Raw genomic sequence first — 14,300 nt, 5'->3', positions numbered from 1 at the left:
TTTGGCAGGTCGTGGACGAGCCCGTCGTCAACAAGCACATCCCCGACCTCGAAACGCTCGAGGCCATCGTCTCGCAACGATGCGCCCAACTCGCCGACGACCGACAAACCCTCAAGGGGAGAGCCGGCTTCCACTGGTGGCCACCCATCGCCAACGCGAGCTGATCACCCGGAAATGGTATCACTCTGTTCGCAATTGTCCCTTGAGCAGCATAAGCACGCACAGGGCGTGTTTGAAGTCGCGGTCGACATCGCCGGTCGCCGCACGCCACGCTTCGATGCAACGCTTTGCGCGTTGTACGAGAAGTCTGGCGTCGGCCTCACTGAGGACCTCATTCAGATCGTAGTCGGCCTCGTGCCGCTTGTCCTGTGCGTCGATGAACGCGTTCGCGAAGCCCTTGGCGAAAGCTGGCGGCTGAACCGCTCCCGCCGCGCCGCCGAGGGGTCTGAGGAAATCTTCGACGGATCTGTCGACCGCGTTCCCGCGCACCTTTTCGAGCGTGGACTTGACGCCCTTGTGGGTAATCGTCCGAACCAGGATGCGGCGACGTTCCAACAGGCCGCTGCGCGTTCCAATCAGCAATCGCCCGATTTCATCAAGCAGGAAATGAAAGAGCGCGTAGTAGGCGGTCGACACGCTGCGGCGGATGCGGGCGCGTGACAGCCTGCCGCGCTCTTTGGGGCGCCGCAGCAGTCGGGATGCGACGTCGAAAAGCTCCGCGTCGTATGTCGCCATCAGGCGGCGTCCGGAAATCGAACGCTTGGATAGCGTTCGTCGTGCTCGCCGACCGCGGTTTCGATCGCTTCGATGAGCTGCGCCAGCGCCGGATCGTCGTCCTTGTCGACGGTTTTCAGCCGAATGATCACGCGGAGAAATTCGTCTCCTTCTCTGTCGCGGTTGGGCTCGACTTCGACATCTTCCACCTTGGGGCCGACCGGCGATTTCCTGGCGGTCTCGATCACCAGCTGCTTGAGGGTCTTCAGATCGGTTTGCATTGCACGTCCCGCGCCTTGCGGCGCTTGTAGCATGAACGACCCGTTTCCTTGTAGTGACCGTCGTAGTGACCGTCGGGCGCCGAGCGAGGAGACCGACCCTATGAACGACGAGATTGCCATGACCGCCCGCGGAACGGGTCCTGCCTCTCTCACTGAAAGTTCCGCCCTCCCGGCATCGCCTTGCGGACCTCGCGGATCTCGCCCGTTTCGAGCGGCAGGCTCGGCGGCGCGCACGGGTCGTCGAGCCGCGGCGGGCCGGCGAAGCGGTTGCCCTGGCGCTTCTGCGCGATCGTCATCTGCGGCCGCCTGACCTCGTCGGCGCGGGCGCGGGTCTCGATCGTCCCTCCGGCTTCCGACAGGAGCCCGAGCATCGGCGTGCAATCCTCCATCCGGTCGGCGACGACGTGGATCACGCCCTGCTCGTTCTGCAGCTTTCCGCTCACGGCGACGAAGCGGGCGCCGAGCACGATGGCGCGCAGGCGCTCGAACGCCTTCGGCCAGACGATGACGTTGGCGAGGCCGGCCTCGTCCTCGATCGTCATGAAGATGACGCCCTTGGCGGTGCCGGGCCGCTGGCGCACCAGCACCAGGCCGGCGACGGCGACGCGCTCGCCGCTGCGGATCGCGGCGAGGGCGTCGGAGCGCACGATCCCGCGGGCGGACAGCCGCCCGCGCAGAAACGAAACCGGGTGCGCCTTCAGGGACAGCGACAGGCGGCGGTAGTCCTCGACCACATGGGCCCCGAGCGGCATCGGCGGCAGGTTCGCGTCGGGCTCGGCGTCGCGCTCGGGCCGCGAGGCTGCGAACAGCGGCAGCGCGTCCTGGTCGCCCACCCGGTCGAGCCCGCGCACCGCCCACAAAGCCTCGCGCCGGTCGAGGCCGATGGAGCGGAAGGCGTCGGCGTCGGCGAGCTTTTCCAGGGTGGCGAGCTTCAGGCCGCTGCGCAGCCACAGGTCGCGCACCGAGTCGTATCCGTCGCCGCGCCGCTCGACGAGCGTTCGCATCTCCTCCTCCCTGACGCCGAGGATCTGCCTCAGGCCGAGCCGCACCGCGCGGGTCGCGCGGATGTGGTCCGCCATGACGGCGTGGCGGGGGTGGATTTGTCTCCCCTCTCCCCTTGCGGGAGAGGGGTCGGGGGTGAGGGGGCCGGCGACGTCAGTCGCCTTGTCGCGCGCCTCACGGCGCAGACCCCTCATCCGGCCCTTCGGGGCGCCTTCCCCCGCAAGGGGGGAAGGGCGCCCCTCCAGCGTGCAGTCCCAGTCCGACAAATTGACGTCGACCTCGCCGACCTCGACGCCGTGCTCGCGCGCGTCGCGCACCAGTTGCGCCGGAGCGTAGAAGCCGAGCGGCTGGGAATTCAGCATCGCGGCCGCGAACACGTCCGGATAGCGGCACTTCATCCAGCACGAGGCGTAGACGAGCAGCGCGAAGCTCGCCGCGTGGCTCTCGGGAAACCCGTATTCGCCGAAGCCCTCGATCTGGCGGAAGCAGCGCTCGGCGAAGTCGCGGTCGTAGCCCTTGGCCGCCATGCCCTCGATCATCTTGTCCTGAAAGGTCTGGATCGTGCCGACGCGGCGGAAGGTCGCCATGGCGCGGCGGAGCTTGTCGGCCTCGGCGGGGGTGAAGCCGGCGGCGACGATGGCGATCTTCATCGCCTGCTCCTGGAACAGCGGCACGCCGAGCGTCTTCTGAAGCACGGCCTCGAGCTCCTTCGACGGATAGACGACGTCCTCGAGTCCCTGCCGGCGACGCAGGTAGGGGTGCACCATGTCGCCCTGGATCGGGCCGGGGCGCACGATCGCGACCTCGATCACGAGATCGTAGAAGGATTCCGGCTTCAGCCGCGGCAGCATCGACATCTGCGCCCGACTCTCGATCTGGAACACCCCGATCGTGTCGGCGCGCTGGATCATGGCGTAGACGCACGCCTCCTCGGACGGGATGCTCGCGAGCGTCAGGCGCGCGCCGTAATGACGCTCGAGCAGGCCGATGCCCTTCGACAGCGCGGTCAGCATGCCGAGCGCCAGCACGTCGATCTTGAGCAGGCCGAGGGCGTCGAGGTCGTCCTTGTCCCATTCGATGGTGGTGCGGTCCTCCATCGCCGCGTTCATGATCGGCGCGACCTCGTCGAGCCGGTCGCTGGTGATGACGAAACCGCCGCTGTGCTGGGTGAGATGACGCGGAAAGCCGGCGAGTTCGCCCGCCATCGTCAGCGCCAGCGCGAGCGACGGATCGCTCGGGTCGAGGCCGGCCGACCGCACCCGGTCCTCGCCGATCGGGGTCGTCCCGTGGCCCCAGGCCGTGCCGTTCAGCGCGGCGATCACGTCCTCCGACAGGCCGAACGCCTTGGCCGTCTCGCGGATCGCCGAGCGGGTGCGATAGGTGGTGACGGCGGAGGCGAGACCGGCGCGCTCGCGCCCGTAGCGCTGGTAGATGTACTGGATCACCTCCTCGCGCCGCTCGTGCTCGAAATCGACGTCGATGTCGGGCGGCTCGTTGCGTTCGGGCGAGACGAAGCGCTCGAACAGCAGATCGAAGCGCGCCGGGTCGACCTCGGTAATCCCGAGGCAGAAGCACACGGCGGAATTGGCCGCCGAGCCGCGGCCCTGACACAGGATTCCGCGCGAGCGGGCGAAGCGCACGATGTCGTGCACGGTGAGAAAGTAGGGCGCGTAGTTGAGCGCGGCGATCAGCGCGAGTTCGTGGGCCAGCGCCTCGCGCACGCGGTCGGGGACGCCGTCGGGATAGCGCGCATCGGCGCCGTGAAGCGCAAACGCCTCGAGCGCCGCCTGGGGCGTGGGAAACCCCTCGCGCAATTCTTCCGGATAGCGATGCGCGAGTTCGTCGAGGCTGAAGGCGAGGGTTTCGAGGAAGCGGATCGTCTCCCCGACCGCCTCGGGCGCCTCGGCGAACAGGCGCGCCATCTCGCGCGGGCTCTTGAGATGCCGCTCGGCGTTGGCCTGCGTCAGGCGGCCGGCCGCTTCGAGCGTGACGCCCTCGCGGATGCAGGCGACGACGTCGGCGAGCGCGCGCCGCTCGGGCGCGTGCATGAGCGGGTCATTGGTCGCGAGCAGCGGCAGCCCGAGCTTCTTGGCGAGCGCGACGCGCTGCGCGAGCGCGCCGCGCATGTCCTCGCCGTAGGTCAGACTCGCGCCGATCCAGAGGCGCCGGCCGAAGGCGTCGCGGAGCAGGGTCAAGGCTTGGCTCTCGCTTCGCGCCGGGCCGCCGCCCCTTTCCCCCCTTGTGGGATGGGCAGGGGGGCGCTGCTCTCGGGGATTTGGGAGGGTCCCCCGCCTCTCCTGAGACGTCCGCGCGCCCCCCCTCGCATTCCCTTGCCCCAAGCGGGGAAGGGAATGGGTCGACGGCATCGCGACGACCTGCAGCCCCTGCCCGTGCGCCAGCAGATCCTCAATCCGCAAATGGCACTCGCCCTTGGGCGCCCGCAGGTTGCCGGCGGTGAGGATGCGGCAGAGGCGGCCGTAAGCGGCGCGGTCCGCCGGATAGGCGATGAGGTCCGGCGTTCCGTCGTCGAAGGCGAGCCGCGCGCCGGGGACGACCCGCATGCCCTCCATCGCCGCCTTGTTCTCGCGCGCGAACACGTGCGCGCGCACCACGCCCGCGAGCGTGTTGCGGTCGGCGACGCCGATCGCGGCGAGTCCCAGCTCGGCCGCCCGCGCCACCATCTCCTCCGGATGCGAGGCCCCGCGGAGGAAGGAGAAATTCGTCGTCGCCGCCAGCTCGGCGAAACGGGGCTCGAGGCGGATCATGGGCTCCTGCCTGCACGCTAGGAAGGCCCAGCCGAAGACGCCGTCCGGACTGCGCCTGTTCAATCTTTGTTCTTGTTTTGAACGGATGCGCGCGCAGAGTCAAGCCGCGCCGGCGGACCCGTTTCCGCCCGGCGCCGACACGAAAGCCGTTACATCGGCGTATGGGCGACGCCGCCGGCGAAGACGCCCAGAAGCCACAGGACGACCAGGACGACGATCACGAGACCGAGCGCCCCGCCGAGCCCCGGACCGCCGTAGCCCCGGTAGCCGTAGTAGCCGCCTCCGCCGCCGAGGAGGATCACGATGAGCAGGATGATGAGAATGGTCATCACGGGCTTAAGTCTCCTTGTGCGCCCGCGCGAACCGCGCGTCGCCGATGGGAGAACGCGGTTCACGCGTCTCCCGTTCCCTCGCCCGATCGAGCCGCGGCGATCCCGTCTCCCGCATGCGGGAGAAGGCGGCGCGAAGCGCCGGATGAGGCAAGCGCTTCACCACGGCAGTCCGCAGCGCGCCGCGATCGTCGCCAGCACGCTTTCGCGCGCCATCAGGACGTCGCGGTCGCTGAAGCGCAAGACCGCATAGCCTTGCTCTGCCAGCCAGGCCTGGCGAGCGGCGTGATACCGACTTTCGGCGCGCTGCGATCCGTCCGCTTCCACGATCAGCCGGCGCGCGATGCAGAGAAAATCGACGATGTAGGGACCGACCGGCGCCCGCCGGCGAAATTCGAGCGCCTGCATGCGACGGTCGCGCAAGGCGCGCCCGAGCAACCGCTCGGCTTCGGTCGGGTCGGCGCGCATCGTGCGGGCGCGCCGCCTGGCGGAAATGGGGACTTGGTTGCGCATGACTGTCTCCCTTCGTCTCGCCCTCATCGGGCCATGCTTCCCGTGGCCTTCCCCCATGGCCCGTCGACAGCCGGGCGAAGGGATTCACCCGAACACCCCGTGCATGAACCATTTCGCCCGCTGCGTCTCGCGGCCGAGCAGCCCTTCGCGGTAGAGCCAGAAGCGGCGGCCTTGCGAATCCTCGGCGCGGAAATAGTCGCGCGTCGGGCCGCCGTCCCGGCGCCACCACGGCGGCGCGATGCGCTCGGGGCCCTCGATGGCGGCGACGTCGTGCAGCACGCGACGCCAGCGGAAGCGCAGCGGCGGCCCGTCGGGAACTTCCGCCATCGCCTCGATCGGCTCGGGCCGGACGAACAGGCGCAAGGGGCGCGACGGGGCGGCGGACTCGCCCTCATCCGATCCGCTACGCCGGTCCCCTCCTCCCGCGAGCGGGAGAAGAATCCCGCCCCCGCGCCCCTCCCCGGCGATCGCCGGCGTCGCGGCTTCCGCGCGTTCGGGCAGGTGCGCCTCGACCGGCTCGCGCCGCGTCACCGCGCGCGCGCCCAGACGGGCGCTCAGGCGGTCGATGAGCTGGCTCAGCGCCCGGGCGCGCTCGGCCTCGTGCGCGCGCTCGATCTCGCTTTGCGACGGGGCGAGCGGTTCGGCGACGAGACAGGCGAGGCGCATCAGATCGACGCCGAAGCCGGCGTCGATCGCGTCCTCCTCGGGGCTCGCGAGCCTTTCGGCAAACAGCCGCACGATCGCGCGCGCTTCGTTGACCGGCCGGGAGGCGCCGACCGCAACGCGGCGCACGGCGCCGTCGACCCGGTAGAGGGACAGTTCGACCCGCCGCGCGCCCTTCGCCTGGCGCTCGAGCAGCACCACGAGGTCGTCGGCGAGCTTGCGTAGCGACAGTTCGATCGCCGCGAGGGTCGCGATCGGCGAGGCGAACCGCCGCTCGGCCAAAAAATCCGGCGGCGGAAAGCGCGGCGCGATCGAAGACCGGGCGAGGCCGCGCAGTTCGTCGAGCCGCGCGACGGGGAGCGGCCCGAACCGCGCCGTGATCGGCGCGCGCGGCCTCATCGCCACGTCGCCGATGCGGCGCAAGCCCGCCCGCGCCATGTCGGCCACAGTCTTGGGATCGAGGCCGAGGGCGGCGAGCGGCAGGTCGTGGAAGAGTTTGGCGAACGCCTTCTCGGTCAGGTCGTCCGGCGCGACCTTCTGCGCCGAGAAGCGGGCGAGCGCCCAGGCGGCGCGCGGATTGCTCCCGACGCCGGCCAGAACCGTCAGCCCCTGCGCGGCGAGGCGCCCGCGCGCGTCCTCGATCAGCCCCGCTTCGCCGCCGAAGAGATGCGCGACCCCGGAAATGTCGAGCATCAGCCCGTCGGGGCGATCGAGCGCGGCGAGCGGCGTGTAGCGCGAGCACCAGTCGCAGATGCGTTCGAGGAGCCGCGCCTCTTCCGCGGGGTTCGCCTCGACGACGACGAGAGCGGGATGGCGGGCGCGAGCGTCGGCGAGCGAGAGGCCGACCGTCAGGCCCAGCCGCGCCGCCGCGGCGTCGAGGCCGACGAGGCGCTCGGCGTTGTCGACCCTCGTCACCGCCGCGAGCGGCGCGCCCGGGTCAACGGCGCCGAGGCGCCGCGCGCGATCGGTCATCAGCCGCGGCGTCCAGAGCGCGAGAAATCGCCGGTTCGTCAAAGGTTCTCTCCTCGGTCCGCCATTCGAGCCGCACCGTGCGCGTGGGGTCGTGCCTGGAGCCGCGGTCGATGACCGCGGCGGCGCGGTCCCACAGAGCGTCCGACAGGACGCCCGTCTCACGACGGGTTAAAGGGCGTTCGAAAGAACGCCCGTCTTCCGACGCGCTGTCGACCGCGCCTTCGGGGAGCGCGGCGGCCCGATCGGCGAGCGCGCCGCGAGAGCGCGCCTTCACCAGCCGCGCCGTGCAGGCGAACGGCCCGGGCAGATCGCGCCCGGCCGCGGCCCTGCGTCGGGCGCTCGGCGCGGCGGCGATCTCGAAGCGGGTCGTGGCCGCGGTCGAGAGGGCGTCAGCCTGGCCCGAGGCCCCGGCGAGCACGACGAACGCCGGCGTCCCGCCTTTTTGCGCGGCGAGCAGCAGGCGGCGCGAGGCCAGAAGCCCGTAGCTCCTGAGGGTCCAGACCTCGGCCACGACCGCTGCGGGCGCGCCCGATTTCAGCGCCTCCTCCGTCGCCCAGAAGGCGGCGGTCGCGTCGGGGGCGGAGACGAACACGAGCCGCCCCGAGGGGAGCCCGTGCGCGAGCAGGCCCGGACCGTAGAGCGCGCCCTGTTCGAGGCTCGCGAAGCTCTCGCCGATCAGCAGCGCCGGCGCCGAGCGGCGGTCGAGGAAACGGGCCGCGAGCGCGAGCGCGAACCCCATCGCCGCCGGCCCGTCCCGGGGTTCGGCGGGAGCGATCTCGTGCAGGCCGTCCGCGGCGAGGCCGCCGCCGAGCGCCGGATCGAACGCGCGCGCGAGCGGCACGCGCAGCGTGACGCGCGTCGGATAAGCGGGAGACAGGCCCGCCTTGGCTTCGATCTCGGCGATCGCGCGGCGCAAACGCGCCGCCTCCGCCCTGCCGCCCGGCGACATTCGGCATCCACATCCATCTTTGTGCTCATTATGTTCTTGTTTTGAGCCGACGCGGAGGGAGAGTCAAGCGAGGGGGTGATTGCGAAGCTGTCTCAATTGCGTCGATAATTTCGGGAGCGCCGTCTGAACCGTATCCCAAACGACTCCCAGATCGACGTCAAAATAGCCGTGTGCAATGCGGTTCCGCATCCCCCTCATGCCGCGCCACGGAATTGTGGGCTGTACTGCGGCGAAGTCTCCATATTTATCCATGATCTTGGCAGCCGCCTCACCGATGATGACGAGACTCATAACGACCGCCTGTTGCGTTCGCTTGTCGGCCAGAAACTCTCTCTTGCTCATGCCTTCGACAAAACTGCATGCATCGTTTGCGGCGGCGGACATATGATCGAGGAAATCCGCTAGCCGATCGTCGTTCATACCGCCCGCGCTTCCGCCAGCACCTTCGCCCGCAGCTTCGGCGGGAGGTCGCCGGGGGTCAGCAGGTCCACCGGCACGCCGAGGAGTTCCTCCAGCTCGACCTGAAGCGCGCCGAGGTCGAACAGCGTCGCGCCCGGAAGCGCATCGACAAGAAGGTCGAGGTCGCTCCCCTCCTCGTCGACGCCGGCGAGCGCCGAGCCGAACACACGAGGATTGGCCGACCGGAACCGCGCCGCCGCCGCGCGGATCGCGTCCCGATGCAGGCTGAGGGCGACGGACGGCTTCAACGCGCGGGACTCCTATAGGTCAAGAGCGATCTGGACGAAGCATCGTCGGTGCGGTCGCACGAAGCGCACCATCTTTCTACGCCACGCCAAACACGCTATTATATCACGCATGACTGAACTTCTCGACCACGCCGTGCGAACAGTCCTCACACTTTCCCCGGCGACCCAGGACGCGCTCGCGCGCATTCTCCTCGAGTTGGCAGGCGATGATCCGGCTCCGATAACGCTCGACGCCGAGGAAAACGCCTCATTCGACGCGTCCTTCACGGAAGCCGAGCGGGGCGCGTTCGCGACCGACGACGAGGTGCGGGCGATCTGGGCCCGGCGCGGCCGGTAGGGCGCGGTCCACGTCCGAACCAAGGCCCGCGGCTGGCGGGCTCAGCGAGCCCGCCCTACGGCGCGAGGCGCGCCGCCCCTCACGTCTGGTCGTCGTTGGCGGCGGCGAAGGGGGGGACCTCGACCAGGGTTCCGATCAGCCGCAGCAGCGCCTGCTGCTCCGGCCCCATCCCTTTACGCAAAAATTCACCAAGTTCAACGTGAGAAAATTTGCCGCCCGACGGGCTGTTGGGCTGATGGATGACGAAGGCGTGCCCGTCCGCCGGCTCGCGGCCGAGAAACCAGGAATCGCCGTTCGGGCTCCGGTACAGTTCTCGTCTCTCCGACATCCGTGCGTCTCCATGCTTCCCGCCCGGCATAGCACGCAATCCCGGTCGTCCGCGAGCGCACACGGGATCTTTCGCTTGTAGGGCGCGGTCGCTGACCGCGCCCGGCGGGCTCAGCGAGCCCGCCCTACGGCGCCCCCGCCCTACCCTCCCGCGCCGCGATCAGCGCCCGGATCCGCTCGGCGTCGGCGGGCGTCGCGGGGTTGTAGATCACCATGGCGAGGTCGGGGCGGCCGTCGACGGCGAAGGCGGAGAATTCCATCGACAGCCAGCCGCCGTCCGCGTCCCTGAGCGTCTTCACCCCGTGGCCGTGGCTGCGCACGTCGTTGTCGCGCCACAGCCGCTCGAACTCCGGGCTGGCGCGGCTGAGCTCGTCGACCAGCGCCTTGACGGCGTCGCCGGCGCCCGCCCGCACGGTGTCGGCGCGGAATGTCGAGACGACGAAGCGGGCCACGCTCTCCCAGTCGAGCTGCCGCTCGCGCGCCTGCGGCTCGCAGAACATCATGCGCAAGACGTTGCGCTGATGAGGCGCGAGGGCGCCGTAGTCGGTGAGCACCGCTTCGGCGGCGCGGTTCCAGGCGACGATGTCCCACGTCGAGGTCTTGATGAGCGCGGGGCTGAGCGGCAGGGCGTCGAGCGCGCGCTGCAGCCGCGGCGTGACGCCCTCGGCTTCCCGGTAGCGAACCTCGGGAGGCCGGCCGAGCGCGATCAGGAACAGGTGCTCGCGCTCGACCTCGGTCAGCATCAGCGCCCGCGCGAGGCGATCGAGCACGTCCGCCGAAGGCGCCCCGCCCCGGCCCTGCTCGAGCCACGTGTACCAGGTCGCGCTGACATGGGCGCGCTGCGCCACCTCCTCGCGCCTGAGGCCGGGCGTGCGCCGGCGCGTCAGCTCAAAGCCGAGCGCAGCGGGATCGAGCTTTTCCCGGCGATCTCTCAGATAGGCGCCGAGCGAATGGGCCTCGACGGCGGAGGCGGTCATCCTGTTGGTCATTATACCGGTATAAGCTCACGTATTTACCCGGATATCATAGCAGCCAAGAGTGCGCGAAGTCCAACTGTCGCGGCGCTGCCGTGCGCGACTTTGCCGCGCCTGCTCGAGGGTAAAGACGATGGGAACCTACGACGGAAAGCGAGCCGTGATCACCGGCGGCACGAGCGGCATCGGCCTCGCGACGGCGAAGCTCCTGCTCGACGGCGGCGCCCGGGTCCTGGTCACCGGACGGACGCAGGCGCTCCTCGACTCGGCCAGGGCGGAACTCGGCGACAGGGCCATCGTCCTGGCGAGCGACGCGGCCTCGCTCGCCGACGTCGACGCCCTCGCCGAGCGGGCGAAGGTCGAATTCGGCGCGCTCGACCTCGTCTTTCTCAATGCCGGCGTCGCCGGCTTCGCCCCGTTCGAGAGCGTCACCGAAAGCGCGTACGACCAGCTCTTCGCGACCAACGTCCGCGGCGCCTACTTCGCCGCGCAGCGGCTCGCGCCGCTTGTCGCCCGAGGCGGCGCGATCGTCGTCACCACCTCCATCGCCAACGTCAAGGGCATTCCGATGGTGAGCGCCTATTCGGCGAGCAAGGCCGCGCTGCGCTCGCTCGTGCGTTCGCTCGCCGCGGAGCTGGCGCCGAGCGGCGTCCGGGTCAACGCCGTCAGTCCCGGTCCGATCGATACGCCGATCCTCGGCAAGTCCATCCCGGCGGAAGCGGCGGAGGCGGCCAGGCGCGAATTTCAGGAGAGCAACCCGATGAAGCGAATGGGCCGATCCGAGGAGGTGGCGCAGGCGGTCGCCTTTCTCGCCTTCGAAGCGACGTACACCACGGGCGCGGAGCTGCCGGTGGACGGCGGAGCGTCCCAGCTCTGAGGCGCTGACGCCGATCCCAACGCGAAGGATAGACCCATGCGGATTTTCGTCACGGGCGCGAGCGGTTTCGTCGGCTCGGCCGTCGTCGCCGACCTCCTCGGCGCGGGCCACTCGGTCGTCGGCCTCGCGCGTTCGGACGGCGCGGCCGCCGCGGTCGCTGCGGCAGGCGCCGAGGTCCATCGCGGCGCGCTCGATGATCTCGACGCCCTCGAGCGCGGCGCGGCCGCGTCGGACGGCGTGATCCACTGCGCCTTCGTTCATGACTTCGCCAGATTTCAGGAAAACGCCGCGACCGACCGGCGGGCCATTGAAGCGCTGGGCGCAGCGCTCGCCGGTTCCGACCGGCCGATGATCGTCACGTCGGGGCTCGTCCTTCAGGCGGCGGGCCGAACCGCGACCGAAGACGACCCGCCCGTTCCGGCGTCCGACGCCTACCCGCGCGCCTCGGAGGCGACGGCCGCCGCGCTCGCGGCGCGCGGTCTGCGCACGGCGACGGTGCGCCTTCCGCTGGTCCACGGGCCGGGCGACCACGGCTTCCTGCCGTACATGATCGAAACCGCGCGCGCCAAGGGAGTCTCGGCCTATGTCGAGGACGGGCTCAACCGCTCCCCCGCCGTCCACCGGCGCGACGCGGCGCGTGTCTATCGCCTGGCGATCGAGCGCGGCGCCGCCGACGGACCCTACCACGCCGTTGCCGACGAGGGCGTCCCGTCCCGGGAGATCGCCGCCGTGATCGGACGTCGCCTCGGCGTTCCGGTCGTGAGCCTGACCCGAGCGGAGGCCGGCGCCCATTTCGGCTGGTTCGCTCCGTTCGCCAGCCTGGACACGCCCGCCTCGAGCGCGCGAACGCGCGCGCGCCTCCGCTGGGAGCCGCAAGAATCGGGCCTCATCGCCGACGTCGACCAGCCTGGCTATTTTGGCGGCTGAACGCTGTCGCGCCTCGACACAAGCGCAACTCAACACAAGCGGAGAGATCCATGCGAATCTTTGTCACCGGCGCGAGCGGCTTCATCGGCTCGGCCGTGGTCGCCGACCTGATCGGCGCCGGCCATTCCGTCCTCGGCCTCGCGCGCTCCGAGGCCGCGGCGGACAGGGTGGCCGCGGCGGGCGCGGACGTCCAGCGCGGCTCCCTCGAAGACCTCGACAGCCTCAAGCGCGGCGCGGCCGCGGCCGACGCCGTGATCCACCTCGGCTTCATTCACGACTTCTCCGATTTCAAGCGGAACTGTGAAGTCGACCGGCAGGCGATCGAAACCCTCGGCGCCGCGCTCGCGGGCTCGAAGCGGCCGCTGCTCGTCACCTCCGGCGTCGCCATCGCGGCCGCCGGCGCGATCGCGACCGAGGACGATCCCGCCATTCCGGTTTCCGACGCCTATCCCCGCGCCTCCGAACAGACCGCCGTCGCGCTCGCCGCGCGTGGCTTGCGCGCCGCGACCGTCCGTCTGCCGCCCTCGGTTCACGGGATCGGCGAGAAGGGTTTTGTTCCGATGCTCTACGCGCTCGCGCGCGACAAGGGCGTGTCGGCCTATATCGGCGACGGATCGAACCGCTGGCCGGCGGTCCATCGCCTCGATGCGGCGCGCGTCTTTCGTTTGGCGATCGAACGCGGCGCCGAAGGCGGGCCGTTCCACGCCATCGGCGACGAAGGCGTCCCTTTCCGCGACATCGCGGCCGCGATCGGGCGCCGCCTCGACGTTCCGGTCGCGAGCGTCCCACCCGAGGAGGCGCAAGACCATTTCGGCTGGTTCGGCGGATTCGCCGCCTGGGACGTTCCGACTTCGGGCGCGCGCACCCGCGCGCGCCTCGACTGGGCGCCGAGCGAGCCCGGACTCCTCGCCGATATCGACCAGCCCGGCTATTTTGGCGGCTGACTTCAGTCCATCTCCCGATCCAACAAGGAAGGATGCCTTCATGCGTGTATTCGTCACCGGCGCCAGCGGCTGGGTCGGCTCGGCCGTGGTCGCGGACCTGATCGCGGCGGGCCATTCCGTTCTCGGCCTCGCCCGCTCCGACGCCAACGCCGAAACCATCGCCGCCGCCGGCGCCGACGTCCATCGCGGCGCGCTCGAGGACCTCGACAGCCTCCAGCGCGGCGCGGCCGAAACCGACGGCGTGATCCACTGCGCCTTCATCCACGACTTCGCGAATATGGCGGAGAGCTGCGCCGTCGACAAACGCGCCATCGAGGCGATGGGCGACACGCTCGCCGGCTGCGGACGGCCGCTGGTCGCCGCCTCCGGGGTGGCGCTTCTCGCGCCGGGCCGCGTCTCGACGGAGGAGACGGTGCGGACTCCCGACGCCCACGCTCTTCCCCGCGTTTCGGAGGAGGCGGCGCTGGCGACCGAAACGCTCGGCGTGAAGGGCATGGCGGTTCGCCTGCCCCCGACCGTGCACGGCGCGGGCGATCACGGCTTCGTCCCGATTCTCATCGGCATCGCCCGTGAGAAAGGCGTCGCGGCTTATGTCGGCGAGGGGCTCAACCGGTGGCCCGCGACGCACCGGCTCGACGCGGCGCGCGTCTTTCGGCTGGCGCTGGAGAAGGGCGTTTCCGGCAAACGCTACCACGCGATCGCCGAGGAGGGCGTCCCCTTCAAGGAGATCGCCGCCGTCATCGGCAAGCGCCTCGGCCTGCCGGTCGTCAGCGTCCCGCCCGAGAAGGCGGCCGAGCATTTCGGCTGGTTCGCGATGTTCGCCGGCGTCGATACGCCGTCATCGAGCGCGTTGACCCGGGAATGGTTGGAGTGGAGCCCGACCGGGCCCGGCCTGATCGAAGACCTGGACCAGCATTATTTCGGCGGGTGAGCGCGGAGCCGTCCCCAGCGTTGCTGGGCGGGGTGCGTGCCGACGGTCTCCGTCTCTCGCCCCGCTCGATCCGCCCTGCGCTATTCTG

Annotated in this window: 16 protein-coding genes; 5 read left to right on the top strand and 11 right to left on the bottom strand. The window is 70.3% G+C overall.

What is annotated here, in order from left to right; translation table 11 throughout:
* Positions 1-180: 180 nt before the first annotated feature.
* The 9 genes from DFR50_RS14325 to DFR50_RS14285 form a co-directional block, all read right to left on the bottom strand.
* Positions 181-735 carry a hypothetical protein gene (locus DFR50_RS14325; RefSeq protein WP_113889950.1) on the bottom strand — a complete coding sequence of 185 codons (555 nt, stop codon included), beginning with the start codon at positions 733-735 and terminating at the stop codon, positions 181-183.
* Positions 735-1,028, bottom strand: coding sequence for a hypothetical protein (locus DFR50_RS14320; protein ID WP_147262770.1), 294 nt, complete (start codon positions 1,026-1,028; stop codon positions 735-737). The genes DFR50_RS14325 and DFR50_RS14320 overlap by 1 nt, the downstream gene beginning before the upstream one ends.
* A 116-nt stretch (positions 1,029-1,144) precedes the next feature.
* The gene (locus tag DFR50_RS14315; RefSeq protein ID WP_113889948.1) at positions 1,145-4,762 is read right to left on the bottom strand and encodes an error-prone DNA polymerase; all 3,618 of its coding nucleotides are present in this window, start codon (positions 4,760-4,762) and stop codon (positions 1,145-1,147) included.
* 149 nt (positions 4,763-4,911) lie between these two features.
* Entirely contained in the window at positions 4,912-5,091 is a 180-nt protein-coding gene (locus DFR50_RS14310) for a DUF3309 family protein (protein WP_113889947.1), read from the bottom strand.
* Between the two features lie 159 nt (positions 5,092-5,250).
* Positions 5,251-5,604 carry an endonuclease domain-containing protein gene (locus DFR50_RS14305; protein ID WP_210208897.1) on the bottom strand — a complete coding sequence of 118 codons (354 nt, stop codon included), beginning with the start codon at positions 5,602-5,604 and terminating at the stop codon, positions 5,251-5,253.
* An 84-nt stretch (positions 5,605-5,688) separates the two neighbouring features.
* Positions 5,689-7,281, bottom strand: coding sequence for a Y-family DNA polymerase (locus DFR50_RS14300; protein ID WP_245427770.1), 1,593 nt, complete (start codon positions 7,279-7,281; stop codon positions 5,689-5,691).
* On the bottom strand, positions 7,205-8,155 hold the full coding sequence (locus DFR50_RS14295) for a hypothetical protein (RefSeq protein ID WP_210208896.1): 951 nt from the start codon (positions 8,153-8,155) through the stop codon (positions 7,205-7,207). The genes DFR50_RS14300 and DFR50_RS14295 overlap by 77 nt, the downstream gene beginning before the upstream one ends.
* A gap of 96 nt (positions 8,156-8,251) precedes the next feature.
* Positions 8,252-8,608 (bottom strand): HepT-like ribonuclease domain-containing protein, encoded by a 357-nt coding sequence (locus DFR50_RS14290; RefSeq protein WP_113889945.1) that lies wholly within the window; start codon positions 8,606-8,608, stop codon positions 8,252-8,254.
* Positions 8,605-8,895 (bottom strand): nucleotidyltransferase family protein, encoded by a 291-nt coding sequence (locus DFR50_RS14285; RefSeq protein WP_113889944.1) that lies wholly within the window; start codon positions 8,893-8,895, stop codon positions 8,605-8,607. The genes DFR50_RS14290 and DFR50_RS14285 overlap by 4 nt, the downstream gene beginning before the upstream one ends.
* Positions 8,896-9,004: 109 nt before the next feature.
* Here DFR50_RS14285 and DFR50_RS14280 point away from each other — a divergent pair, with 109 nt between their 5' ends.
* On the top strand, positions 9,005-9,232 hold the full coding sequence (locus DFR50_RS14280; RefSeq protein ID WP_113889943.1) for a hypothetical protein: 228 nt from the start codon (positions 9,005-9,007) through the stop codon (positions 9,230-9,232).
* Between the two features lie 79 nt (positions 9,233-9,311).
* Here DFR50_RS14280 and DFR50_RS14275 read toward each other — a convergent pair whose 3' ends face one another.
* Both DFR50_RS14275 and DFR50_RS14270 read right to left on the bottom strand, forming a co-directional pair.
* Positions 9,312-9,560 (bottom strand): hypothetical protein, encoded by a 249-nt coding sequence (locus DFR50_RS14275; protein WP_113889942.1) that lies wholly within the window; start codon positions 9,558-9,560, stop codon positions 9,312-9,314.
* A 124-nt stretch (positions 9,561-9,684) separates the two neighbouring features.
* Complete coding sequence (locus DFR50_RS14270; protein ID WP_113889958.1) at positions 9,685-10,536, bottom strand: helix-turn-helix transcriptional regulator; 852 nt, start codon at positions 10,534-10,536, stop codon at positions 9,685-9,687.
* A 130-nt stretch (positions 10,537-10,666) separates the two neighbouring features.
* Here DFR50_RS14270 and DFR50_RS14265 point away from each other — a divergent pair, with 130 nt between their 5' ends.
* The 4 genes from DFR50_RS14265 to DFR50_RS14250 are packed head-to-tail and all read left to right on the top strand — an operon-like array spanning position 10,667 to position 14,212.
* On the top strand, positions 10,667-11,410 hold the full coding sequence (locus DFR50_RS14265) for an SDR family oxidoreductase (protein WP_113889941.1): 744 nt from the start codon (positions 10,667-10,669) through the stop codon (positions 11,408-11,410).
* Positions 11,411-11,446: 36 nt separating this feature from the next.
* A complete protein-coding gene (locus DFR50_RS14260; RefSeq protein ID WP_113889940.1) occupies positions 11,447-12,337 on the top strand; it encodes an SDR family oxidoreductase in 891 nt (296 codons plus the stop codon).
* A 50-nt stretch (positions 12,338-12,387) separates the two neighbouring features.
* Positions 12,388-13,281: an SDR family oxidoreductase gene (locus DFR50_RS14255; protein ID WP_113889939.1), complete on the top strand. Its 894-nt coding sequence runs from the start codon at positions 12,388-12,390 to the stop codon at positions 13,279-13,281.
* Between the two features lie 40 nt (positions 13,282-13,321).
* Entirely contained in the window at positions 13,322-14,212 is an 891-nt protein-coding gene (locus DFR50_RS14250; protein ID WP_113889938.1) for an SDR family oxidoreductase, read from the top strand.
* Positions 14,213-14,300: the final 88 nt, after the last annotated feature.

The sequence above is a fragment of the Roseiarcus fermentans genome, from assembly GCF_003315135.1.
Classification (GTDB): domain Bacteria; phylum Pseudomonadota; class Alphaproteobacteria; order Rhizobiales; family Beijerinckiaceae; genus Roseiarcus; species Roseiarcus fermentans.
Note: the sequence above shows the minus strand (reverse complement) of the source record. Positions and strands in the feature narration are given on the sequence as shown.